Source organism: Paraglaciecola sp. L3A3 (assembly GCF_009796765.1).
Lineage (GTDB): Bacteria > Pseudomonadota > Gammaproteobacteria > Enterobacterales > Alteromonadaceae > Paraglaciecola.
The window spans coordinates 2,609,934-2,635,729 of the sequence record NZ_CP047023.1; the positions used below are offsets into that span (position 1 = coordinate 2,609,934).

At 37.1% G+C, this 25,796-nt stretch carries 23 protein-coding genes; 6 read left to right on the forward strand and 17 right to left on the reverse strand.

Going from position 1 to position 25,796, the window contains the following annotated elements; genetic code table 11:
- Positions 1-37 precede the first annotated feature (37 nt).
- Positions 38-403 (forward strand): hypothetical protein, encoded by a 366-nt coding sequence (locus tag GQR87_RS10905; RefSeq protein WP_158969248.1) that lies wholly within the window; start codon positions 38-40, stop codon positions 401-403.
- 42 nt (positions 404-445) lie between these two features.
- Complete coding sequence (locus GQR87_RS10910; protein ID WP_158969250.1) at positions 446-985, forward strand: manganese efflux pump MntP family protein; 540 nt, start codon at positions 446-448, stop codon at positions 983-985.
- 116 nt (positions 986-1,101) lie between these two features.
- On the opposite strand, the gene GQR87_RS10915 is transcribed toward GQR87_RS10910, so the two are convergent.
- Positions 1,102-3,015, reverse strand: a complete 1,914-nt coding sequence (locus GQR87_RS10915; RefSeq protein WP_158969252.1) for a S9 family peptidase — start codon at positions 3,013-3,015, stop codon at positions 1,102-1,104.
- A 192-nt stretch (positions 3,016-3,207) separates the two neighbouring features.
- Between GQR87_RS10915 and GQR87_RS10920 the strand changes: the two genes are divergently transcribed.
- Positions 3,208-4,461 (forward strand): GGDEF domain-containing protein, encoded by a 1,254-nt coding sequence (locus tag GQR87_RS10920; protein WP_158969254.1) that lies wholly within the window; start codon positions 3,208-3,210, stop codon positions 4,459-4,461.
- On the forward strand, positions 4,458-5,723 hold the full coding sequence (locus GQR87_RS10925; protein ID WP_158969256.1) for a glycosyltransferase: 1,266 nt from the start codon (positions 4,458-4,460) through the stop codon (positions 5,721-5,723). Before GQR87_RS10920 ends, GQR87_RS10925 begins: the two co-directional genes overlap by 4 nt.
- A gap of 10 nt (positions 5,724-5,733) precedes the next feature.
- Here GQR87_RS10925 and GQR87_RS10930 read toward each other — a convergent pair whose 3' ends face one another.
- The 6 genes from GQR87_RS10930 to GQR87_RS10955 form a co-directional block, all read right to left on the reverse strand.
- Positions 5,734-6,729: a purine nucleoside permease gene (locus GQR87_RS10930; RefSeq protein ID WP_255456472.1), complete on the reverse strand. Its 996-nt coding sequence runs from the start codon at positions 6,727-6,729 to the stop codon at positions 5,734-5,736.
- A 22-nt stretch (positions 6,730-6,751) separates the two neighbouring features.
- Positions 6,752-7,249 carry a thioredoxin family protein gene (locus GQR87_RS10935; protein ID WP_233267457.1) on the reverse strand — a complete coding sequence of 166 codons (498 nt, stop codon included), beginning with the start codon at positions 7,247-7,249 and terminating at the stop codon, positions 6,752-6,754.
- A 63-nt stretch (positions 7,250-7,312) separates the two neighbouring features.
- Positions 7,313-8,998, reverse strand: coding sequence for an aminotransferase class V-fold PLP-dependent enzyme (locus GQR87_RS10940; RefSeq protein WP_158969260.1), 1,686 nt, complete (start codon positions 8,996-8,998; stop codon positions 7,313-7,315).
- Positions 8,999-9,001: 3 nt separating this feature from the next.
- A complete protein-coding gene (locus GQR87_RS10945; protein WP_233267458.1) occupies positions 9,002-9,529 on the reverse strand; it encodes a hypothetical protein in 528 nt (175 codons plus the stop codon).
- A gap of 5 nt (positions 9,530-9,534) precedes the next feature.
- The gene (locus GQR87_RS10950; protein WP_158969262.1) at positions 9,535-9,930 is read right to left on the reverse strand and encodes a DUF2750 domain-containing protein; all 396 of its coding nucleotides are present in this window, start codon (positions 9,928-9,930) and stop codon (positions 9,535-9,537) included.
- A 94-nt stretch (positions 9,931-10,024) separates the two neighbouring features.
- Entirely contained in the window at positions 10,025-10,573 is a 549-nt protein-coding gene (locus tag GQR87_RS10955; RefSeq protein ID WP_158969264.1) for a GNAT family N-acetyltransferase, read from the reverse strand.
- Between the two features lie 86 nt (positions 10,574-10,659).
- Here GQR87_RS10955 and GQR87_RS10960 point away from each other — a divergent pair, with 86 nt between their 5' ends.
- Positions 10,660-11,358, forward strand: coding sequence for a tRNA-uridine aminocarboxypropyltransferase (locus GQR87_RS10960; protein ID WP_370459633.1), 699 nt, complete (start codon positions 10,660-10,662; stop codon positions 11,356-11,358).
- On the opposite strand, the gene GQR87_RS10965 is transcribed toward GQR87_RS10960, so the two are convergent.
- Positions 11,353-11,907 carry a hypothetical protein gene (locus GQR87_RS10965; RefSeq protein ID WP_158969268.1) on the reverse strand — a complete coding sequence of 185 codons (555 nt, stop codon included), beginning with the start codon at positions 11,905-11,907 and terminating at the stop codon, positions 11,353-11,355. The two genes, GQR87_RS10960 and GQR87_RS10965, sit on opposite strands and share 6 nt — an antisense overlap.
- A gap of 99 nt (positions 11,908-12,006) precedes the next feature.
- Positions 12,007-12,921, reverse strand: a complete 915-nt coding sequence (locus GQR87_RS10970; protein ID WP_158969270.1) for a LysR family transcriptional regulator — start codon at positions 12,919-12,921, stop codon at positions 12,007-12,009.
- 132 nt (positions 12,922-13,053) lie between these two features.
- On the opposite strand from GQR87_RS10970, the gene GQR87_RS10975 reads away from it, so the two are divergent.
- Positions 13,054-13,581, forward strand: coding sequence for an NADPH-dependent FMN reductase (locus GQR87_RS10975; RefSeq protein ID WP_158969272.1), 528 nt, complete (start codon positions 13,054-13,056; stop codon positions 13,579-13,581).
- Between the two features lie 144 nt (positions 13,582-13,725).
- On the opposite strand, the gene GQR87_RS10980 is transcribed toward GQR87_RS10975, so the two are convergent.
- The 8 genes from GQR87_RS10980 to recB form a co-directional block, all read right to left on the reverse strand.
- The gene (locus GQR87_RS10980; protein WP_158972858.1) at positions 13,726-15,234 is read right to left on the reverse strand and encodes an IS66 family transposase; all 1,509 of its coding nucleotides are present in this window, start codon (positions 15,232-15,234) and stop codon (positions 13,726-13,728) included.
- Between the two features lie 86 nt (positions 15,235-15,320).
- Positions 15,321-15,671: an IS66 family insertion sequence element accessory protein TnpB gene (gene tnpB / locus GQR87_RS10985; protein ID WP_158966421.1), complete on the reverse strand. Its 351-nt coding sequence runs from the start codon at positions 15,669-15,671 to the stop codon at positions 15,321-15,323.
- Entirely contained in the window at positions 15,668-15,964 is a 297-nt protein-coding gene (locus GQR87_RS10990; RefSeq protein WP_158966092.1) for a hypothetical protein, read from the reverse strand. The genes tnpB and GQR87_RS10990 overlap by 4 nt, the downstream gene beginning before the upstream one ends.
- A 359-nt stretch (positions 15,965-16,323) precedes the next feature.
- On the reverse strand, positions 16,324-16,668 hold the full coding sequence (locus GQR87_RS10995) for a barstar family protein (RefSeq protein WP_158969274.1): 345 nt from the start codon (positions 16,666-16,668) through the stop codon (positions 16,324-16,326).
- Positions 16,669-16,947: 279 nt separating this feature from the next.
- Entirely contained in the window at positions 16,948-18,768 is a 1,821-nt protein-coding gene (locus tag GQR87_RS11000) for an AIPR family protein (protein ID WP_158969276.1), read from the reverse strand.
- Positions 18,769-19,435: 667 nt separating this feature from the next.
- Complete coding sequence (locus GQR87_RS11005; protein WP_158969278.1) at positions 19,436-20,032, reverse strand: DNA-J related domain-containing protein; 597 nt, start codon at positions 20,030-20,032, stop codon at positions 19,436-19,438.
- A 13-nt stretch (positions 20,033-20,045) separates the two neighbouring features.
- Positions 20,046-22,031 carry an exodeoxyribonuclease V subunit alpha gene (recD, locus tag GQR87_RS11010; protein ID WP_233267459.1) on the reverse strand — a complete coding sequence of 662 codons (1,986 nt, stop codon included), beginning with the start codon at positions 22,029-22,031 and terminating at the stop codon, positions 20,046-20,048.
- Positions 22,032-22,048: 17 nt separating this feature from the next.
- Positions 22,049-25,795, reverse strand: a complete 3,747-nt coding sequence (recB, locus tag GQR87_RS11015) for an exodeoxyribonuclease V subunit beta (protein WP_158969281.1) — start codon at positions 25,793-25,795, stop codon at positions 22,049-22,051.
- Between the last annotated feature and the right edge of the window lies 1 nt (position 25,796).

Here is a 25,796-nt window from a genome sequence, read left to right on the forward strand (position 1 = left end):
CACGTTAGTAGACATTCGTTATTTGGACAACAAAAATATGCCACATGAAATTACCGTTCTTGAAGGCACTTCAATAATTAAAATCACATACAATGATGAAGTGTCTCTCGATGAACGGATAAATATGATTACGGAATTAACACTTAATTATATTACGACTAGTCATCTTAAAATTTTGTTAGATGCAAGAAAACTAGTTAAAAATATGACAGAGACAGAACAAAAGCTCTGGGGAAAATATATAGCATCTAGAGAAGAATTTATTACTGCATCTGTAGCAGTACTTGATCAAATCAATATACATATTAATCAGAGTTCAATTAAAATGGCTTATCTAACCGGCCAAAATATTCAACAGTTTCACTGCGAAGAAACAGCAATAGACTGGCTTAGCAAACAATAACCACGTCAAAATTACAATTATAATTTTTAATAGAGATACTTAATGATTGAAGTAATTATTCTTGCCATCGCCCTTAGTATGGATGCCTTTGCGGTATCTATTGGCTTAGGGTCAAAACATATTAATATGTCTAAAACCCTGGCTATTATGGCGGCTATTTATTTTGGTTTATTTCAAGCTGTAATGCCACTTATTGGTTATTTAGGTGGTAAAGGGCTCTTGTCTTGGGTTGATGCATACTCGGCTATTATTGCTTTTTTGTTGTTGGTATTGGTAGGCACTAAGATGATTTATGAATCTTTTTCCGTAGAGGAAGATCATGATGTTAAGGTCATCACTAATAAAGTAATGTTTGTCTTAGCCATCGCCACCAGTATAGACGCCATGGCAGCTGGATTTTCTTTAACACTTATTGAAATCAATGCATACCTAGCCTGTATTATTATAGGTGTGACTACCGCATTATTTAGTTACTCAGGTGTGTATATTGGTGCCAAAAGTGGAACCTGGCTGGAAAGCAAAGCCGAAATAGTCGGTGGTGTCGTGCTGATATTAATTGGCTTTAAATTCTTGATATTTTAAAAGCTAAGCAATATTCGTAATGTTACTGGAAATCTGTAAGGCCAAAAAGTATGCTGCAGATTTCCAATTAGAGTTTCAACAACAGTCAATAATGGGCTGTTCTATTTAATTCTGCGTTAAATATGTTTCTTCAGAAATTTATCGATTTCTCGCATCGCTTTCATCCGGTTGACTGCGTTACTTAAATGATGATCGCCTTTATCTAATTCGATAAAAGTCACATCTTTATCTTCGTCTTCCATTTTATCTGCCATATCTTCAGATTGACTGATGGGTACAACTTTGTCGTATTCTCCATGTATTAATAATACTGGTGCATTAATCTTTGTAACGTGATTAATCGGAGATATATGTTCTAAGTGATCTTCTTCAACATCACCTTCGGCAATGACTTCTTTCCAATAAGCCACTACCCAATGATCGCTGCCATAGTTGTCCTCTTCCTCTTCTAGCATTTCTTCAACGTCAGATACGCCATTAATTGATACCACACATTTATATAAGTCTGGAGTAAATACGGCACCTGCTAGTGCAGCGTAGCCGCCGTAACTAGCGCCAACTATACAAACTCTATCTTTATTAATTTTTCCGGATTGCGCTAAATCTAATACCGCATCGGTTAGGTCATCTTGCATTTTTTGACCCCACTCACCTCGACCGGCATATAAATGATTAGAGCCAAAACCTGAAGAGCCCCTAAATTGAGGTTGAATAACGAGATAGCCCTGACTAGCAAAAAATTGTGCTCGATAGTTAAAGGCAATTTTGTCGTAAGATTCTGGGCCGCCATGAGGCATTAATATTGCTGGCAAATTTTTTAATTCTTGACCTGTGGGAATAGTAAGTAAAGAAGGTATTTTCATACCATCTCTAGCGGTAAATTCATATTTTTCTACATGATGCACACTAGTAGAGGCAATATCTGGACGTTCTGCTGCCAGATATTCTAGTTTTCCTTTGTTATACATTAAATAGTCTCCAGAGCTCTGCTCTCCATCCATATAGAAAACGATTTTCTCCCAACTAGGTGTATAATCAGTGATAGTAAAAGAATTATTTGGCATCGCTTTTTTAATACCACGCATTCTGGCATTTAATTTTGGATCAAAAAATTCATAACTAGGTGTAAAGCCAGAATAGCGCACGCCATGAACCACACGCTGAATATCTGTTAAAACAGATTCAATATCTTTATCTTCATGACTAAAAATAGGGCCTGCAATCGTTCCGTCAGTCAAAGACATAGTGTAATATGCCCATCTACCCGTTTCTGAATTAGTCCCTAACATGACTAATTTTTTTCTATCAGGCGTAATACCTACAAAAGACTTAGTTCGATATTCGGTTTCTTCACTAAAGATCAGTTGCCAATCACCAGATACTTTAGACTCAATTCTGTGCAGATTATTTTTGTTGTGGAAACGCTCACGAGCAATGACATTGCCCTGTCCATCTAAAAAATAATCAATAGCGTCACTTGTTCCACTTTGTATTCTTTTGGGTTGTCTTTTTTTGTCTAGCCTTACTTTATACAAACTATAGTTAGCTTGATCTTTATAAGCAGGCATATATGCGTATTTTTTATCTGGTGATATGCCTAATACTCGGCCTAACTGAGATTGACCTTTATAGATCCCATACCCTTGGATCAATAATTGATGCATTTTTTTAGTGTCAATTTTGTAAGCAAAGGCTGCGCTGATTTCATGTCGTCCCTTGAATCCACGTATTATGCGTGTTTCTGACGCAATAAAAATTAAAGTATTTTCATCAATAAAGTAAATACTATTTGGCTTAACAGAAGAAACATTAACAGCGGCCAATAATTGACCATTAGCCATATCCGTCATCACCACTATATCTCGCTCATTTGATGTATCACGGTAAGCTAGTCGTTCTCCACTTGGAGAAATAACAAATAAACTTTTGTCAGGTAATTTTCCATAAGCTTCAAGAGGAACTTGATCGCTGGTGGAATATGTTGAGAAAGTTAAAAACATGAACAGCAATAGAATGTATAAAATTGGCACTTTAATCCTTATAAATAAAATGAATTCCGTTATAAATTTGTTTTTTTATTTTTAAATACTACTTAATTTTTGACTTGAACTCTAGTGTTGTTAATTATTTGTTAAGCCATTAATGATGCCAAAGCCATTACATACAAGTCTTTTTTCCCATACAATAACTACATAAATAAGCTGATTTGTTTCTGGTCTATATTGAATACTCAAATATCTTCTTTTTTTTCAAAAATCATTCGCTCAGCATGTTTGTTCATACCTCCTTTAGTGCTTTTTATCGCAATTTGTTTGGGCTATCAAAGCTATGCGATACAACTATCAGAATGGTTTTACAATCTGTATTGGTTAAATTATGTCTCTTTAGCAATTGCATGTGCGATAGCCTTACAATTTGGCCGTAGTAGATTAGTATATTGTTGTTTTTTATTGTTGTTATTTGTCCCTGAAATCAATCTTCTATTAACAAGTTTTTCCAACTATTCTGATTTCCGCCAATACTTCCTTGTATTTACTCTCACTTGGTTAATTTTTACTAGAGATCGCGGTTTTTCTGTTAATAACGTTTTGTATAGTTTATTGGTCATTTTGGCTATCGCAGGATTGTCATGGTTGATAGCCACCCAGTTACAGCTTTTCCTTTCAACTAAATTCCAACCTATGCAGGATCTAGTATTTCAATATATGCCTAACGTCCGGCATTTAGGCACATCATTGGATATTTTGTTGTATGTATCTTGTGTTTTAGCTTGTTTTATTCGCTTAGTATGGAAATGCGATAACAACCACAACGCCTTATTTTTAGCATTATTGTTAATTGCACCTTTGCAGATTTCAGATTCAGATACTTTAGTACAATTAACTTTATTATTGTTAGCTTGTTTATTTTGTTATGCGGTTATCAAAGACAGTTTTACTATGGCTTTTAAGGATGAACTAACAGGCATTCCTTCACGGCGTGCCTTAATGCAGTATATGCAAACGCTAGGTCGAAAATATACTGTAGTCATGTCTGATATAGATCATTTCAAAAAGTTTAATGATACATACGGACATGATGTAGGCGATGAAGTGCTAAAACTGGTGGCGACTAAATTAAGTAAAGTCACAGGAGGTGGTAAAACATTTCGATATGGTGGAGAAGAATTTGTTATCGTATTCCCTCGAAAAAATGCCCAAGATGTAGTGCCACATGTAGAAATTATTAGACAAACAATTGCTAATTATGGTTTAACATTGAGGACTAAACCAAGGCCAGTTAAAGCACCTAAGGACACTCAAAAAGCTTCGAAAAAATTAAACCAAGACAAAGACGTCAAAGTCACAAGCAGTTTTGGTGTTGCCCAACGAACGAAAGAAACCTATGACTTTACCCAAGTGATGAAGGAAGCTGATGTAGCATTATATGCTGCTAAAAAAGCTGGACGTAATTGTATAAAGGTTGCTAAACAATGAGTAATAGAAAATTATTAATTTTGGGCTACGTTTGGCCAGAACCTAATTCTTCGGCAGCTGGCAGTCATATGCTAAGTTTGATAAATTTTTTCTTAACTCAGGGTTATAAAATTACTTATGCCAGCCCTGCGCAACAAGGTGAGCATAAAATTGATCTCACTACTTTAGGAGTGGCGGAAGCAGCGATTGAACTAAATTGTAATAGTTTTGATACATTTCTCAGACAATTATCCCCTGATCTAGTTTTATTTGACCGTTTCATGTTGGAAGAACAATTTGGTTGGAGAGTCAGTCAACATTGTCCTGACGCGATTAAAATACTAGATACTGAAGATCTACATTCCTTGCGCCATGCTAGGCACCAAGCGCTTAAACAGAACCGTCCAATGACAGCTGAAGATTTACACAACGATTTGGCTAAAAGAGAAATAGCGGCTATATTTCGTTGTGACTTAACCTTAGTGATCTCTGATCATGAAATGGCTTTATTACAACAACACTTTGCAGTGCCAGCCCATATATTATGTCATTGCCCATTTATGTTAGATGTAGAACAACATGAACCATCGACAATTAACTTTGCAGATAGACAAGATTTCATCAGTATTGGCAATTTCAGACACGAGCCAAACTGGGATGCTGTTTTGTGGTTAAAACAAGCTATTTGGCCTTTGATAAGGAAACAGTTACCTAAAGCTGAATTACATATTTATGGTGCATATCCTCCTCCAAAAGCTACCCAACTACATAACCCAAAACAAGGTTTTTTAGTTAAAGGTTGGGCTGATGATGCCAAACATGTAATGCAACAAGCTAAGGTTTGTTTGGCCCCCTTAAGGTTTGGCGCAGGTATTAAAGGAAAATTAGCCGAAGCAATGTGGTGTGGTACGCCCAATGTAACCACAAACATTGGAGTCGAAGGTATGACTATGGGACATATTTGGTCAGGCTATGTGACAGATTTAAATATTAGTGATAATCAAGAAGAGCTCGCTGTAAAATTTGCCGCACAAGCCATAAAACTATATACAGACGAAGGCAGCTGGCAAGATTTTCAAACTACTGGCTATAATTTGATAAAGACTAACTTCAACAAGAATACAATCCAACATACACTTACAAAAAAATTAAACGCTGCGCAACAAGATCTTAAACAACATAGAGGCCAAAATTTTATTGGCCAAATGTTGCAACATCATCATTTAAAAAGCACACAATATATGGCGCAGTGGATCGAAGCCAAAAACAAAATGTTTGAATAATATAAATTAGTTAAGGAAGTTCAGGTGTTCCTTGCTGCCAAACATGCCAGTTAGCGACTATGTGATCCACTATTTTTGACCCTGCCAACACAATATTTTCTACTGTTTCAGCAAAACCACCTGCGGTTTCACCTGGAGCGGGATCTAAATGAGCAAGAGTTGATTCGGTTGGATGGCCTTGGTCAAAATTGACAGCTCCCCTCAGACTTAAAATTCTTTTTGTACCATGTAATCTATCAATCACTTGGCTCAAGGCTGTCGCTTCCATTTCTGTCATCACATAATCATCAGCACCATATAATTGAGTAATATATTGTGCTTCTGCAGATAAGCCTGGCCCATGAAAAAATGTGTCACCAGTTATATGAGTTCCCCGTGTAATAGCAGGAGCTCGTCTAGCACTTTTATCTGGATAACGTGTTCTATAAGCTTGAGCACTGGGCGAGTCTTTTAATTGAATATCTTTACTTAAGGTATATGCCCAATTGACTAAGTTTTCGTTTAAATGATAGCTGCGGATACCCTCATAACCACTACGAGGCATAAATGTAGGCTTACCAATTTCGCCTTCTTCGGCCTTCCAGCGATGACCGAGATCATAATCAACTAACCAGGTGCCCCAGCTTACATCTGCTATTGTACCTTTTGATGGAGGTGTTCCCCCTACTCCACTTAATATGAAGTAACTTTGTGATAAATCAAAATATTCATTTAATAAAATTGCTTGCATAGAAGCAGACGAAGCAACTTTGCCCATACCTAATACAGAACCACATACGCCTGATTTATTACAAAAAACAGGACCTGCCGCACCTTTAACTTGAATAGGCGCTTGACCATCAAAATACTTCAGGTACCAGTGTTGAAATTCACCTGCTTTGTCACCTTTGTTGGCTCCAATTTCAAACATACCGGCGATAAATACTTTAACTTTGATTGGCTGTTGTGCCGCTGAAGTACTAAGGCTTGCTCCGATTAAAATTACCAGACTCAATAGAGTTTTTATCACAAATTTTTATTCCTAAAGGTTACTTATTAAATTGATTGGTCGCTTGATTTAGCAAGTCTTTGAATTTTTCAGGATCAAAAGTGAGCGGTAATTGCACCAACTTATCACCAACTTGATTCAATACTAAAAGTGTAGGAAAACCGTTAACATCGTAACGTTGCATAAAAGCTTCTCCCTCATCAGACTCATATTCGATACGAGTAAACACATAATTTTGATTGATCACCTCTTGTACCTTTGAGTTACTCAAAACTTCTTTATCTAGCTTACGGCACGTGGGGCACCAGATAGCGGACATGTCAGCTAATACCAAACGGTTAGAAGACTTTGCCTGCTCTAATGCGGCGTTATATGACAAATTACCTAAGCCAGTACTGTCATAAGCAGCCTCACCTAAATAACTTTGTACTCCACGATTTACACCAAGCACAATCAGTACCATAACTAATAATTTGACGAGATTTATAAAGTTTTTTTTATTTAATATTTTATTCGTAGTGTTTTGTACAGAGCTCATATTTTACCTTTGAAGTGACAACACATTCGTGTAATTTTGTTATAGATTGAAGATAGTAAGTAACTAAGACCTAATTGGTGGCAGCTTTAATTCACAAAAAGCGACAATTTTTTTAAATACAGCAGCTAAACCATTGCCTCTTGATTCACTTAAATGACGAGAGAGTCCTAAATGACTTAGATATTCTTGTAGATCAAAACCGATAATTTGTGAAATATCACGATTATCTAAAGCTTCAAATATGACAGCCAATAAACCTCTGACAATTTTGCTAGCCGAATCACCTTGTAAAACTAATTGTCCATTAACAAGTTCACACTTGATCCAGACTTGGCTTTCACAACCAAACACTTGTGTATCTGAAGTTTTATCTTGCTCATTCAATCTATTCAGGTTTTTACCGGCTAACATTAATTGTCTATAAGTATTATCCCACCCCTTAGCGATCATTACCTTTTGAGCTATTGAGCCCAGATGAACCTTATCTGTTTGTTGTTCAGCGCTTTCGACAGTTAAGGTTTCTTGATCGTGATTGAGTAAACTGGCAATAGAATTTTTTAGCGCTATAGCAAATAACTGCAGTTCATATTGAGTGTTATAACATGCCAGCGAAACACGCAATACGCCATCAATAGCTAAGGCTTCGAACAAGGGCATTGCACAATGGTGACCTACTCTAAGAGCAATATTGTGTTGGTCTAATAACACGGCTAAGTCATAAGGATTTAGCCCTTTGACGGTAAAAGCCTGTAAAGAAATGCTGTTGCTTGTGTCGCCCCATAATATAACTTCTGGTATGTCAGTCAAAATTCGTAATAACTCTTGATACAGGTCAGCTTCTATTGATGTAATTAAATGACTATTAGTTTGAATAAACTTTATTGCTTCACTAAGGCCTAACACACCTGCAATATTCGGCGTGCCGGCTTCAAATTTTAATGGACTGGCTTGATAGGTTGCGCCTTGATTAAAGCTTACTGTTTTAACCATTTCACCACCATATTGATAAGGAGGGAGTTTGTTTAACAGATCTAATTTTCCGTATAATATTCCTATACCAGTAGGACCGAACATTTTATGACCACTAAATATATAAAAGTCACAATCGAGTTTTTGTACATCAATTGGCATATGGGCAACGGCTTGGGTACCATCGATCACAGTTAAAGCGCCGAAAAGTTTAGCTTGTTGTATAAGATCTTGAATTGGATTGATATTGCCAAGAGCATTTGAAACATGAGCCACAGCCACTAGAGCCGTTTTATTGGTGATCAGTGGTAACGATTGAGCTAAATCTAATACTCCTTTAGAATTAACAGGCATCACTTTGATGATTAAACCTAGCCTTTGGGCTAATTCTTGCCAAGGCACTATATTAGAGTGATGCTCAGAAGCAGCGATAATTATTTCATTGCGACAAGGATCAAAAAAATTAATTTTACCAAGACAAGTGGCTAATAAATTCAGACTATCGGTTGCTCCTTTAGTCCAAATAATTTCTTGCTCACTTTTGGCATTAATAAACTGTTGAACATCACGCCTTGATTGTTCAAATTGTTGAGTCACCTGCTCAGCCACTTTATAACTAGAGCGATGCACATTTGTGGTATTAACTTGATAATATTTTTCAGTGGCAGATATAACAGAGATCAATTTTAAACTGGTGGCTGCACTATCAAAATAAATTAAATCATTCGCTTGCTGATGGGTAAAATTAGCAAATAAGTTTCTAATTGTTGAACCACTCATACTTTATGCCTTTACACTGTTAATTAATTCCACCAAACGGATGATTTTGATATTTGATAATTGACGATAATCAAAATAGGGACAGACTATTAAATTTTGTTGTTTGTTAATAGCAAATTCCTTATCCAACCAAAGAAGTTTTGATGCAATAGTTAAAGAATTAGCATAAGTTTTCCCCATCACTATATGAATATCTTGGTCAGAACTTTGGCTCGATGTATCGGCTAAATTAGGTTCAGAAAACAATAATGCGGTGTTGGATTGAGCTTGAAGTAAAGAATGATCACGAAAATGCTGCCAGCTTTTATACTGACTGACATCAACTTGGTCATTAGTATTTAACGCAAACACTAATTTACTGTAAACATTAAATACTTTTCGCCAGCCATTGCCACAAGCTTGGCCAATAGCAAATATTTCTCCTTTGCCAAGGGCCTGAATGGTGACTAAATTATTGAATCCTTGAAAATTCGGCTGGTTGCCAATATACACTTTGAATTGGGCATTATTATCGCCCAATCCATATGCCACTGACACTATTCTTCTTGCGCGTTAAGGTCGTCTTCAATACATTCAAGCATTTCAGAAGCTTCTAAAATAATACCTTCTTCGTCTTCACCTAAAGGAAAAACCAAAATTAAGGTGTTATTTTTTTGCATACCAGGTAACCAAATATCTAACCATTCAACAAAATCTATTTGTTTGGGTTCACAATCTGGAAAGTCTTCTTTTACCCAAGATGTAGCAAATTCTTTATGTGGCCAAATTGGCATACAAGAATCTTCATCGGCCTTGAGCATAACCCAGCCATTTTTACCATAAAGCCCCCACAAGTATTGTGTCTCAATCATTTTGGTTAAGGCATACTCAAAACGTTGCTCTGGTAGCATTTTACTTAAATCTAAAAAATCTTTAGCTGACACATAACTCATAACCAATTCCTATAGGTTGATATTACCATTTCCGTTAAAAACAATATTTTATTACCTAGTTTGAAATAAAGCACATTATTATCTAGATCTTTTGTTACTGAATTCTGTCAAAAAATTCTGTTTTTAAGGTTGAATACAGCATATGGTCAACATAATGATCATATAGCCATTCACATTGCCTAAATTGACCTTCGCAGACAAATCCTAAACGCTCTGGTATCGCTCGACTTTTTAAATTTTCTACTGCACAGTGTATTGCTATTTTATGTAATTTATAGTCTATAAATCCCATATCTAGTAGGGTTTTTACTACCTGAGTAATAATACCTTTACCTACATACAATTCAGCCAACCAATAACCTAAAGTGGCATTTTTATTTTGAAAATCAAATGTATTAAAGCCGGCTAACCCTACGAGTTTCTCTTGGTAAAAGATGGCATAGTTAGAAGATTCAGATTCATTATGACGGTATATTGCAGTATCGATAAAAGTTTGGGTCTGCTCAAAATTACTTACCAAGTCTAACCAAGGTAACCACTGTTTTAAATAATTACGATTACTTTGTATTAGATTGAATAAACTTATTGCATCTGTTGGAAGCAATAAACGGATGTAAATATCAGAAGATACATTAATTTTCATGTTTTAAGAGACTCGGCCAGAACTAGACATTACAATAAACAACCAATACAAATTTTGTATTTTAATCTGCGGTATACAAATTGACGATTTATAATTCTGTCTTAAGACTTAGAACAAAACAACAACTTCTCTCCACACGTGAATTTAAAGCTCGAGGTTTTAAAGTCAAACGTTGTGATTTATGTTTAATTCCTCAAGCTGAATGCATCTGCCCCCAGCGGCCTATTATTCAAAGCAATTGTGCTTTTTGTTTATTAATGTACAAGGACGAATATTATAAACCCAGTAATACTGGCCGAATTATTGCTGATGTCATCCCTGATAATCATGCATTTGTTTGGAAGCGAAAAGATCCTGAAATTGAATTATTAGATTTAATTGCTAATCCAAGTTATGCACCAATCTTGGTATTCCCCCATGAATATGCGACTGTAGAACGGTGTATCAGTAGCCCAAATGACCTTGTATCAGTTAAAGAAGGTAAAAAACCTTTATTTATTATGCTTGATGGTACTTGGCGTGAAGCTAAAAAAATGTTTAAAAGTCCTAGCCTAAACCACATACCTGTTCTTGGAATACAACCTAAACAAGCTTCCAATTACAAGTTAAGAGAAGCGGCTCATGAGCACCAACTCTGTACTGCTGAAGTGGCCATTGAAATTCTTAGATTAGCTGAAGATTACATTGCAGCAGATGCATTAGCCGAGTATTTTGAAACCTTTCGCCGAGCCTACATAGTGGGTAAACCACATTTAGATAATATACCGAACAAAGCCAAATTATAATTTAGGAACCACCCATTCAACTATATCTTTACTTAAGTCTTTAATACATTTTTGGGTGGCATCACAAACAGTCATACCATATGTGCCCATATCTAAAATGCCTGAAGTGGCTGGCGATACATCTTTTAAGGTGAGGATGGCACAACTATGTTTAGCTAAAATATTGCCGCCGAATTTTTCATCTCTAATTAAAGCAACAGTCACTTGCATTGAAGGTAAAACACTATTTTTTGATTTACCAAAATTGAAGCCTTTTTTACCTAACGCTAAATGATCAATTTCTATAGCTAAAACTGGTATATCTGATTTAGGTACTGGATCCCCAGTGCCAACGGTTTTAATATCTAAATTATAATCGACACTTCGATAAGCAATATCATCGACTAAGAAATTATCGACATCACAAGGCAGTTGTTTTTGATTGTAGTTATACCCTTGCACATTAAAACCTACATCTCTATTCAAATATAAAGTCTTGTTTACATTGGCTAAACCATTGCTTGTAATCATTGTGAGTATAAAAATTAAGATGAAGTTTAACCGAATCATAATAAATTCCTATGAAGTAGAGAACTGCCCGTTATTTACATTTAAATATATAGCAGATAAAACATAAAAGTCTGGGTCTATTAAGGCTATTTAAATTCTTCAGTCACTTATATGTTCAACTACAAAATCTATAAATGATCTGACTTTTGAGGACATATTCCGACGACTTGGGTATACCAGATAGACTTCTATTTGTTGCTTTTGATAAGTCGGAAATAATTCTATTAAACGCCCCTGCTCTATTTCACCATGTAAATTAAAACATGGCATACGAGTGATCCCTTTACCCGCTAAACATAAAGCAATTTCCATTTCTGAACTGTTGGTTAGAATATGGCTATCAACTTTGACGATACTAGATTTGCCATCAGCATTCTCAAATTCCCATAAATTAGGTTGTTTAATATTGCTGTAACTAATAGTTTTATGGGCCACTAAATCTTCTGGGATTTGAGGTGTACCATATTTAGCAAGATAGTCAGGAGAAGCAATAACCGCAGCTTCAGAACGCATGATACAGCGACTAATTAAACTAGAATCCTCCAGTTTTTGTGTCGCACGAATGGCTATATCGAAGCCTTCTGCGACTAAATCCACTTTCCGATCGTTTAGCTCTAGTTCTATTTTGACTTTAGGATATACCGTCATGTAATCGGCGAGTATGGGTTGCAATTTTGATAAACCTAAACTGACTGGACAGCTTATTTTTAATTTACCAATCGGCTCTTGTTGCTGCCCTAACAAAGTGGCTTGGGCTTGTTGCGCGGTTTCAACTATTTGCAAACATTGTTGAAAATACAATTGGCCTTCTGGGGTTAAGCTAAGTTTACGGGTGGTTCTGTTTAACAAACGTACGCCCACCCTAGCCTCTAGATTGTTGATTTCTTTACTGATATACGACGTAGAATGCCCGCTTGCTTCAGCTGTTTTAGTAAAGCTGCCGTGGTTAATCAGCTCCACAAAAATAGCCATACCATCAAATAGGTTCGAATTAAATGTGGGTGTAAAGCTCATAATGTTCTCAACATAAGGGGATAAAACAAAACTACATTACAAGTCATATGGAAACAATTATTATTTATTTACCTAATTAATCATAGTAATGATCTGATTTAGAATAGCTGCATATTACAAAGGAGAAACATTATGAAAATATTAGCATTTGCCGCTAGTAACAGCAGTCAATCTATTAACAAAGCCCTTGCCACTTATGCCGCTCAATTAATTGATGCAGAAACAGAAATTGTAGATCTAAACAATTATGAGATGCCAATTTACAGTTCTGATCGCGAAGAAGCATCAGGTATTCCACAATTAGCCAAAGATTTTTATGCCAAGATTAGCAAAGCAGACGCCTTAGTGATTTCATTTGCAGAACACAATGGCTCATATTCTGCGGCTTTTAAAAATATTTTTGATTGGGTATCACGTTTTGAAAGAAACCTATATCAACACAAACCTATGGTATTGCTCGCCACATCACCAGGCCCTAGCGGCGCAAAAAATGTATTAGCCGCCGCAGTGGCATCAACCCCACACTTTGCTGGTGAAGTAAAAGGCAGTTTTTCTATCGCTAATTTTTATGACAACTTCGATATGCAAGCTGGTGAACTGACTGATCCAGCAATTAAACAAGAATTACAGCAAGTCATGGACAGCCTAAAAGCAGAATAGAGCAGACTAAACCAGAATGAAGCTGAGTGGAAAGCAGTAACTAGGGGCGAGTAAATAGTGAATAGTCGAGACCTTGAACTATGATCTGCCCCCATTAAAATGCAGGAAGTCAGTCATTCCTGTGTAAGCGTCCGGTGATCCCACCTAGTTGTTATTGGTATTCCATGGTAATAGGTTTTCGATGTCGTAATCCGGTTGGCTGATATGCTCTAACAGATGATTTAGGTAATCGAAGGGCGTGAGGCCGTTGGCTTTGGCAGTTTCGATAATTGAGTAGAGAACTGCGCTGGCCTTTGCGCCCTTGGCTGTTTGACTAAACAACCAGTTTTTTCTGCCTATCACGAAGGTCTTTATGGCTCGCTCAGCACGGTTGTTATCGATGCTTAATCTGCCATCTTTGCGGTAAACGGTTAATTTTTCCCATTGATTTAAGCAGTAGGTAATTGCTTCGCCCAGTTTAGTTTTGGGCAGTACTTGTTGTTCTGACTTTATCAGCCATTGTTCAAATTGCTTAAGTAACGGTAGGCTTTTTTCTTGCCGTGTTTGGTAGCGTTCATCAATAGACTTGTCTTTTATACTGGTTTCAATTCGATACAGCTTTTGAATGTGATTCAGGGCCCAGTCGGCTTTGCCGCTTGGCTTCTTGCCTTGCGCAGTTTTGGCTTCTACGAATTTACGTCTCGCATGAGCCCAACAGCCTGCAAGTGTGGCTTGGGTTTTATGATAACCCGCATAACCATCTACTTGCAGATAGCCTGAGTACGCCCCTAAAAAGTCTACTGCGCATTGGCCACTTCGGCTGTTATGGTAATCAAACAGCACGATATTGGGTATGTCTGCATTGACTAATTTTCCTTCTGGCGAGTCGGCGCCTGTGGCATATAACCACATATAACTGGTCGCTTTGTCTTCGTTTACCACTTTTAACGTGGTTTCATCGGCCTGAATAACAGATTGCTGTAATAAGGTTTGCCTGAGCTTGTCATACAGTACTTGCAGGATGTCAGCACTTTTTATCACCCAATCGGCCATGGTTTTACGGCTTAGTTCAATCCCGTATTGTTTGAACATGGCTTCTTGGCGATACAGTGGCAAACCATATTGATATTTACTGCTGATGATTTGGGACAGTAAACTTGGAGTAGCGTAGCCTTTAGGGATAACAGAATTCGGTACCAGGGCTTGTTTGATGTGATTGCTTATCCCATCTTTTTCACAGGCCCTGCAGCTATATTTGGGACGGATATGTTCAATCACTTTGACTTGGGCTGGGATGAATTCCAACTTTTCACTTTTATCTTCGCTTATCTTGTGTAATTCACCATGACAACAAGCGCAGACTTTATCTTCATCAGCAATATCGTGCACTACAACTTCACGAGGTAAGTTGTTTGGTAACGGTTTACGCTTAGGTTTATTGCGGGCGTAGCTGATGTTTTCTTGCTCTGGCTCAACTTCGGATTGTTCAACCAGCTCTTCCGCTTCATTAAACAATTCACCTTGACCAGGATAGCCTTCGCTACTGGCACCAAATTGTTTTTGTTGAGCCAAGCGGAACTGCTCTTCTAAGAACTGGTTACGGGCAACAACTTCAGACAACAGCTTTTTGAGTGCTGCTGGATCATCTGGGAGAGAGGTGATATCAATAGGCATACCGTTATTATCTCTCAATAACCCATTGATAACCTTAATTTATTTAGACCAATTCGTGATCGTTAATCGCTGCTTATGATCTGCGGTTATAAGCCAGAGGCACGGTATTGCAATGGCTGATGACCCATCACATCAAAGCCAGATAATAGCCAGTGAAGTTGCTGTTCGCTTAAATGCATATGGCTCAGTTCCATATCGTTAGGCCACTTGAACTTATGTTTCTCCAAGCGTTTGTACCATAATGCAAAGCCGGTTTTATCCCAGTACAAACACTTCAATTTATCTCGCTTCTTGTTACAAAACAGAAACAAAGCACCGGTAAACGCATTCATCTTCAACTCATTTTCTACCATCACCAATAAACCATTGATGGATTTACGAAAATCGATGGGCGATAAGTGTAAATATATGTCATCTGGCTCAACGAACATTTTCATGATTGCAACGCCTTGACGAAATTTGCTAACCAAGCAGGCTCGCAAGTTGAGGAAAAAGATAAAGACACCTCACCAAAGGTGAGCAAAATTGTAGACTGAACCTTAGTATCAACAGTGGGCTTACTGACCTTTAGAAATTTTGGCTCACGATTTTGTTGTTGTAATTGCCCACGAAATTTATAAAAACTCGATGTGCTAAGCCTGTGCTCTCGACAGAAATCAATAATGGCTAAGCCACTTGATTGTTGTTGGGAAATCAACTCTCGCCACTCATCTAGTGTTCTATGCTTCATAATACCTCTCCTTAATAATGGGAAGGTATTTTCAAATTAACAAACCTTAGTGACTAGGTGTGGTTTACCGGACGCTTACATTCCTGTACGTTGTTAGCGCGGATCCACTTTGTTGCCCTTCCCCGTTTTACACCCCAATAGTCATCATTTAATCGGGCCAATTTTAACAACAAAGACTAAAAGCTTGTCACAGAGGAACACAGAGAAAAGCTAACTTAATTTAAATGCAAAAGATAAAAGCAACAAATCACAGAGGCTTCGCTACACAGAGGAAAAACTAAAAGCCCTAAAAGCAGTAGCTAGGAGATAGATTTTAGTGAATAGCAAGAATTGAGTCCGTACTGTTACAGCTTGATAAATTAATTCTCAAGCTGTAACAGTATACGAGTATGACTGCCTGATAATTCGTACCCTTCATTTACAGCCAAAATGATATCCAGTAGTTCTAAGAATAGGTCTTGGCAGGTATCTTTAAAAACCCTTGATGATTTTAATAACAAAACTACATTTTCATTTCTTCCAAGCTGCAAATACTTAGATTGATTACAGGTCTGATCGTCAAGGTATGATAAAGAATCTATTAGGGCATCTGAATTAGCCCCATAAAACGAAGGTAATCCCAACTTAAACTTAAATTCAAAGTGAAAGCTTTCTTCATCTTTTATCTCATTTCCATCAATAATTAACACCTTAGTACTTATCAAAATCTCAACTCCTGATTAAACATAACAATTTGTTTTTATTGACTTTATCGGGTCTAAAAACTACCAAGGGTGTCTTGTTAGTATCACTAGTGCACATAAACTTTTTCTTATGATGCCTATCCTGTTTATTGTCTGCGCTTCACCATCTAAAGTGAAAGGCCTCGGCTCTGGCATCGCTTCGCTCTACCTCCTAAATCCTTTTAAGTAGTGTGCAAAACCTCATTCAGGGTGTTGTGGGAGCTGAAAGTTAGATACCTCCGGCGACCCGATTAGTTTCACTTAGATACCGAAAAAATGTTTTAAATCATCATGGATTGTGCGGCCTTTATAGTAACCTTCATAGTTTAAATCTTGTTTTAACACTCCTGTGCCTTCATCTTGATAGGTTCTGAAATATGAAGAATTTCTAGCATTCTCTTGTGCACTATTTTCAAATTCAATCCATCGATCTATTACAGATTTTAAGTGTTCATTTATTTCACTTAGAGACTCAATGCCTTTATATAACGTTTTTACACAAACTGCGGTTACAGCAAACCGACCATAGCGTATTGCTTGTCCATATGCAGAAGTACCAAAACGATCATTGGCATCTTCCCTTAATGTTTTTTCAAGAGTGTTTATACTTTGATAAACGTTAAATGTATAAAAATACTCAATAATTCTATCTGAGTCATTAAGGTATTTAGTAAAGTTAGATTCCTGAAAAAGAAACTTTCCACTAGATCTTCTAGCTACGGCTGGCTGCATATCACAGCATACAGCTAATCTTAATAATAACTCTCGGTCAATTATTTGATTACGTGAGATGTATTTATCCTTAATACCATCAGCAAACTCTCCTTTTTTACGTTCATAATAATAACCAAATTGATTAAAAAACAACTCCTGCAAATCTATCTGAATTTTGTCGTTTGAACGCCTATCCGCATCAGAAACTTCATTTTGTCTATTTGTGGCTTTGGATATACTTTCGATTAATGAACGTTTTTTCGTTTCACTCGTTGCAGAGTGCTCGCCAAATGTAATTATTTTTAGTAGTACTTCTTTGTTACTGAAAATGTCTCCATTTTCAGTACCGGTTTTAATATCTTCATATATACGGCTTAATGTAAAAGCCGTTTGACCACCATTTATTATTTGAGGGTTTGATACAACTATTTGAGCCTTATCTTTTTGTCCAATTCTTTCATTAACTGAAGTATCGTCAGAGAGCATTGTTATCCCATTGTTAAAAAGCGCGAACTCATTGGTTTTCTTCTGGGTTATAGTCTTGTGAATTTCTTTGTTCACAGAGTTAGTTTTCATTTCTAGAAAACAACGAGGATTGTACTTTAGGATTGAGTTCTTATATGTGTATAAAATTCTACCAATTTCTTCTGTTGGAACAAAAACGACAGTGATATCACAATCTTTAAATTCTGTTTCAACATTGTAGCTAATTCTTGCACTTGATGAGTTTTTATTAGTTAAGTTTAATGATATAGAAAGAAGGTTATTATTGTAATAAGTTCCTGTGATTACAGGAAACAGTAAATCTTTATATACTCTTTCATTGTCAAAAATTTCACCAGGAAACCCATTAGTTAGTCTTTTAACTTGACTGGGTTTAAGTGATTTCAAATTTGCTAGAATTATAACTTTATATTTATATCTCCCTATATCATCTACTTGAGATAACTCTCTAAGAAGTTGCTTTATTTTGCCGTTATATTCATTACCATCTTCATCATGTGTTTCTCCGTCAACAATCCTATCTATATCCATTTTTAGTAATTCGTCAGGAGATATTTCCTTACTTTCAAAGTTATCTTTATTAGTTCTGAATTTCGATTGAATGAAATAAATTTCTTTGGCTTCAGTATTAATGTAGTAGGCATCCACTCCTGCATCGTAGCCTTTATCTGTAATTAATCTCTCTCTTGATTTGAAGTCTAAAATACCAAAAGTCACCTTTAAATAAAGGTGTATTAATGTTCTTCCACGAGCTTGGTTGATTTGTTCCAAATCATCTGGTTTAGGTCTATAACTCTTGAACTCAATTGGAGATTCAAATCGAACCTGATCTAGAATATTTACTAAATTCTCATACTTTGTCATAAATCTTCCTTTAGATATGATCACTCAAAACTTTGTGGAACTAACAGTTTCATCAGTCTGCTTACCCCGTGTTTAAACACGGGGACACACCGCGTATTAATTTTCTCTATTTTTAACATACTTTCTAAGTATCTGTATAGCTTAACTTTTTGAGCATCCAAGGTTTAAGTCATAGTTAAATATAGGCAAACACCTTGATCTTACGAATATGCGAAACTAAAAATAAAAAGAAATGGATTCCGGCTAAAATACTGCCGGAATGACTCAATTTGAGTTCACAGTGGCCTTTAATGGCGAAGCCATGCTTTATGAACGAAGTGAATGCTTTTGACTTTGTCGCGACTCAAAGTTCGCTATTTTTTATTACAAACTCAATAGGACAATTGGCATGGATAGCCAATTGAGTGGTGTTTTGTCGGGAACAAATCAGCACGGCCTTTTGAGTTTATAAAAAATAGAGATAGAGCTTTGTCGGAGCGCGGCGTTTTCTGGTTACTCTTTTTTGCTGTTGAAAAAGAGTAACTGGTGCGGCAGGGACGCCGTATCAAAAACGCAATGGATTGCGGTGAGCGCAGCGAATGCTTGGTGAACGAAGTTCATGCTCCGTGTGCGCAGCACATAAATGACGTAGTCATGCCCCGTATGCGCAGCGTATGCCTTTGTGCTATTAACACAAACTCTCATAAGCTTGATGCAACAACCTTGTATGACTAGTACTCCCCCCTTTATCTGGGTGATGTTTATGCAACATTTTGCGGTATTGTTTTTTAATGATTTGTGGGCAGCTAAGCTCGGTTAACTCTAGGACTTTTAACGCCTCGTCAGTGCTCATTGTTGCTGTAGACTTAGTGGAATTGCCAGACAAGCCTTGCCAAAAACTATCCAGTAATTTTTCTACTGCTTGTTGATCCGTTTCAGCTAAATGTTGCCAATTTAAATAATACTCAGCCAGTTTATCTTGTTGTTGTAAACCTGCTTGTCCGGGTTGCCAAGGTGTGAGGCGAATAGATAGACAGCTAATTTCTAATATCCCAAGTTGCTCTTGTAAGTAAGTCTGTTTCAAGTGGTATAACGCATTAAAGATAATAAAATGGGTTTGAAATAACACCAGTGGATCTTGCAAGTCTTGTTGCTGAAACACCCGATAGGCTGGTGATTGTAACTGTTTTAATAGCTCATACTCAGTCAAACCATCACTGGCATTGACTACAATATCCCGCAATATATTTTGTAAAGGTAGCCATTCTGTTGGTGTGGGTTGCATCAAATACTCTTTTTTATGCTGTTGATTTTGTCGATAATCTGTCAGCTAAGCCGCTGCTACGTATACATTGCTGTGCCAAACTTAACGCTAAGGCTTGTGGTTGGGCGAACAAAGTAAAATGCTTTTTAGCTCGGGTTAAACCTGTATAGAGTAGTTCTCGATTTAAGCCACGACCACCATTGTTACCTTTTAATAAAGGTAAACATAAATACACTGATTCAAATTCTGAACCTTGGCTTTTGTGAATAGTCATGGCATACAAGGTTTCATGAGATGGTAACCGGCTAGGCAATAATCCCCTCACCTCACCCTCAGGGGTAAGAAACCAAACTTTCATTAAGCTCGGACTCTGCGGATCAGGCATTACAATACCGATATCACCATTAAACAATTTAAGTTGATGATCATTCTTACTCAACATTACCGGGCGTCCTGCATAAAAGTCTCGATGTTTGTCGATTAAACCCTGTTTATCTAACTCGCTTTCAATTAAAGCATTAATTTGTTCAACGCCCCAAAATCCAGACTTTTGTGCACATAAGACTTGCTGTTGCTGCAAACAATTAAAGGCTAAGCGTATATCCCCCTGTTTAACCGCTGTGGCATACAGCTTAAATATGGGTAATAACTTACTGATTAACTGTTTTAATATTTGTTCTGCTACCAATGATTGAGTATTGGCCGCCGCATTTGAGCTAATTTGATACCAGTGAATATCATCAAAGGCACGCTCTTTGAGTAATGCTTGTACAGATGTCTGTGCTCCAAGTTTGATTGCTTTAGCCAATTGTCCAATACCACTGTCGTCAGAAAATCTATGGCTTTTCAGCAAGTTTACGAGATTGTCTGCGATAACACTGGTTTTAGGCAATAAATAGTCTGTGTTTGGAACCGGTAAATCATCTATCAACAAGGTTAATTTAGCCATTAATTCAGGGCTATAGCGTGCCAATATAGCTGCATCTAATTCAGAACTAACTTCGCCCTGCAAACACATATCAGACAAAACACTGCCTGTTTCTACTGAGGCTAATTGATATTGGTCACCTAACAAAATGACTTGAGCATCTTCTGGTAAGGAAGAGAACAGTTTAGCCATTAAAGGTAAGTCCACCATAGACGCTTCATCTAAAACTAAGACATCCAAATGCAGTGGATTATTACTATTGGCTTTAAAATAAGGGCTTAGAGGTTTGGCGCCTAACAATCTGTGTATAGTTTGACACTGCTCAGGTAAGTGCATTTGTAAATGAGGAGCTAAACGTTTTTTCGCAGCACTGATTGATTCTGTCAGTCGAGCTGCTGCTTTACCCGTTGGTGCAGCTAATTGAATATTTAGAATTCTGTTTTGTTTGCCCGCTAAGCCTTGTAACAGAGCTAATAATTTTGTCACAGTTGTCGTTTTACCTGTACCTGGTCCACCACTGATGACGCTTAAACTTTGGCAGGCAGATAGGCATACAGCAATTTTCTGCCAATCTAATAAACTTGTGGCGATATTGCTGCTATCGTCGAATAAGTCGGCTAATATTGTACGAGCCGCAGACCAATCCACTTCTCGATATTTATCTGCTTTATTGCGGATTATAGCGGCCAACTCCACCTCATATTGCCAATATCGCTGCAAATACACTTTTCCATTTTGTACTACAAGTGGTTTAGCTAATTTAGTACAAATTTGAGTATGAGATGGAATACACAACACAGTATTCGCTTGAGATAATAATTCTAATAAAGCATGCTTGTCTGGAAACTGATACCCCTTTAAATTAAGAGTCTGTAGCTCATTTAAGTCTATACACGTGTGTTGTTCCCCAGTACTAAAGCTAATGTAGGCCGCTAACATAGCAACAGATATTTTATCTTGTTCAGACAAACATTGTTCTTGTTGGTAGATAAAATCGGCGAAAGCACAATCAATTGCTCTTAACTTCACTAAATCAACTAAAGACTTTAATAACGTATCTAAAGCAATACTTTTTTGACTACTATTATTCATACTTTCTGTTATAGCCATTACCATAAATCTAACTGCCCTTCGGTCTGATTTTTAGAGACTTGAGCTTGTGTATTAGCCGTTAATACTTGGGTTAACTCTTCTGTTTTACCGTCAAATAAACGATCTAAATTTTCGATTAAACTTTGTTCTGGTTTTAGGTAATACACTCCATTACAGCTAGTATCTTGTAAATTCGTACTGTTACTCATACCCCGAATAAACAAATAATAAGCACCGCCTATATGTTTTTCGTAATTGTAATCAGGCAATCTATTTTTCAACCATCTATGTAATGCCAAGGTATAAAGGATGGCTTGTAGATGATAATCATGCTCTGTCATTCCTTTTTCCATTGCTGCTTCATTATAACTTTGGTGATCGTCGCCTAGGTGGTTTGACTTGTAATCTGCCACATAATATTGGCCGTCAAATTCAAACATTAAGTCGATATAACCTTTGATCATGCCGTTAAGAGTCTCAAATTGATAATGACGATAATGTTGTGGAAAATACTGATTAATCACCCGATTAAAATCATGGACCTGCACTTGATGTAGTGGCATATAAAATTCCATTTCAACTTTAACTTGTTCTTTACTCAATCTAAATAAGGCTATTTCGTTGTCGCTATTTGTCTCTTTTGTGGGATCCAACACTTTGTTAAATGGACTATGTATTACCTCAGTTAACCAAGTATGTAGGCACTCTTGCCAACTGGGATCGATTGCAAACTTAATTGATTGTTGTTGAATAACCTCGGTCAAGTTATCTAATTGTTGGAAATCGATATTTTCTAATACGCCATGTAAAAATGAACCAGCATTGGCACCACGCTCAAAAGTAAATGGTGACTTAAGGTCGGTTAACTCTAGAGTTTGCTCTTGATGGTGAATTTCTTGTGGGTTTAAATCTTGCCCTTCATCTAAACCAGGTGTGGGCATGTCCACATGTATTTGTTGTCGGCTAATGGCAGAATAACTGGTTAAACGCCAAGTCCTTTGTACTTTATGGTCTAGCTGTAAACAATGCAGAGACACGTCAACCTGCTTGGTATCATCTATATAACCTTGGTTCAAAGGCTCAATTTGACTTAAAGCTTGATAAGAAACATCACAGTGTTTAGCTAACTCTGCAATGCTTTGATGGATATGTTGATTACTAATAGCGCCGTTCACTTCAGCATCGCTGGGGTCAAGCTCAGATAATAATAAACAACCCAGAGCAGATTGGGTAAACCCCGACAATTTTTTACTGGGCGCTAAATTAATATTCCAAATACCAATATTACAATAATATACAGCTCGGGTGACCGCTACATAAAACAAACGAACATCTTCTGCTAACCTTTCATATTCCGCTTTAAACACTGCTTGATCTGAATTCAGAAAATCAACTTCTAGTTGTTCTTGCTCGTTGTGATATATGGCATTTTTACTGCTTTTAAAACTGGGGCCAAATGGAATAAAAACCAAAGGGAACTCTAGGCCTTTAGAAGCATGTAAGGTGACTATTTGCACAAGGTTAGAATCACTTTCTAAACGTAATTGTTGGCTTTCACTATTGTGATCAGGCTCTAATAAACAGGATTCGAACCAATGAATAAGCTCAGCTTCACCTTGTAGTTTAAGGCTTTGTTGTTGCAATAATTCAACCAAATGGCGTAAGTTAGTAATACGCCGTAAACCATCTTTATATTGCGATACCAGCACTTGTTCTACATTAAAGTAACCGAAGGCAAGATTTAAAGCCGCCATTAAGCCTTTTTTATTCCATGTCTGATGCCAGATAAACCTTTGTTCTAATATATTTTGCCAAGCCAGTTCATTATTAAATAATTCATCTAATTGTTTGGCAGTCAGTGCAAACAACTCACTCATCAAAGCTGTTTTAAGTAATTTTTCTTCACTTGGTTGACTAATAGCTTTTAATAATCGATACAAGTCTTGGGCTATTTGTGTATCAAACACACTGTTTCTGGCTAAAAATACACTGTCTACATTCACAGCAGACAGCGCATCCTTGATGATGCTGGCTTCGTAGCGATTTCTTACTAGTACACAACAATCACCCGCTTTGACAGGTTTTCCATTAATTTGTGCTTGTTCAGTTTTGGCTAACGTTAACCATTCACATATGTGATTAGCCATACTTTGTGCGAGTACAGGTTGCGCATCTTTTTCACTGACCACTGGATCTGTGTCACTACAAAAATGTTCAAAATGTAGACTGTGTATGGTGCTGCCGTTAATCCGCAAACCAGAATGTTCAGCACTATTAAAATCACGTCCTGCTGCCACCGGATAAAAAGGAATATTATCTTCGAATAAAAACCCTTTACTACTGCTGACAAATAAATGGTTAATGGCACCTACCAAATTAGCTGCCGACCGCCAGTTTGTTGCCAAAGTGAAATGTCTTGATGGCGGGATACGTTTTTTCGCTTCAATGTAGGTGTAAATATCGGCACCACGAAAAGCATAAATGGCTTGTTTAGGGTCACCTATCATGATCCAGCAAGTTTGCTGCTGAGCTTCTTCGTCAGCTGAATATATCTGGCTAAAAACTTCAAATTGCACAGGATCCGTGTCTTGAAACTCGTCTATTAAAGCAGCCGGATAAGTATGTCGAATAGCACTGGCTAAGGTATTTTCTTCAGCACTTAAAGCACGCTGTAACCCTGTCAATAAATCATCTGGCGATAACATTTGTAAACGTTGTTTTTGGCTTTGTAAATTATCTCGTACGACCTCGATAGCTTGTTGACTAAAACTGACCTTAATTGCGTTTTGGCAATTTTCTAAGCTTTGTACACATAGTTCAAATTGATTAAAATCAAGATGAGATAAATCAGCACTGCCCTTTTTCGCAGCCTTGGCTACTTTCTCTGGGACTAAATCATCCCAGCTGCCCAAATCCTTAGGCATTTGTAATAGATCACTTCGGCAAAAATCATCCATTTGCTGTAAAAATGATAATTTAGATAACTTAGCTCGACCATTTAAATTAGCTTTATCCAGTTGCTCAGACACTTGGTTGTTTAACCACCAAGATTTAACCTGGATGACCAGTATTTGGTAATGATTAATTATGTCAATACAGTCACTTACCGAAAGCTCTTTATGTATCTCGGCCTGCCGGTGAATAAAATTTTGAATCGATTTAAGTAACACTTCTGGTTTAGCCCAAATCTTTAACACCAACTGCAATACAGGTTTAGCTAATGGCACCATATATTTGCGCCAGTAATCTTCCACCGCAATCTGTACCCACTCGCTTTCATCCAGAATAAACCCCTGATCGTATAAGGCACCACTTTCAAAGGCATGTTCAGTTAACGCTTTTTGACAAAAGCCATGAATAGTGTAAACCGCAGCTTCATCCATTTGTTTACTGGCTAAAGCTAAGCGCTGGCAATCTTGTTCTATGTTGTTAGATTGTTCGATTAAACTTTGAATAAAGCTATCGTCACTGTGCTGAGCAAAAAAATCCAAATAAGCTTGGCGCAATCTTTGGCGAACTCTTTCTCTTAATTCTGCTGTCGCTGCATTGGTAAAAGTCACCACCAAAATTTGCTCAACACCTAATGGCTGACACTCATGGCCTAACAATAAACGTAAATATAAATTAACTATTGTATAGGTTTTGCCTGTTCCCGCACTGGCTTCAATCAAAGAACTGCCTTGTAAAGGAAACGTCAAAGGCACAAGGGGTTGCATCCCCTCTATAACCGGTTTATTGCTGTGTTGTTGGCTTAATTCAGTCATA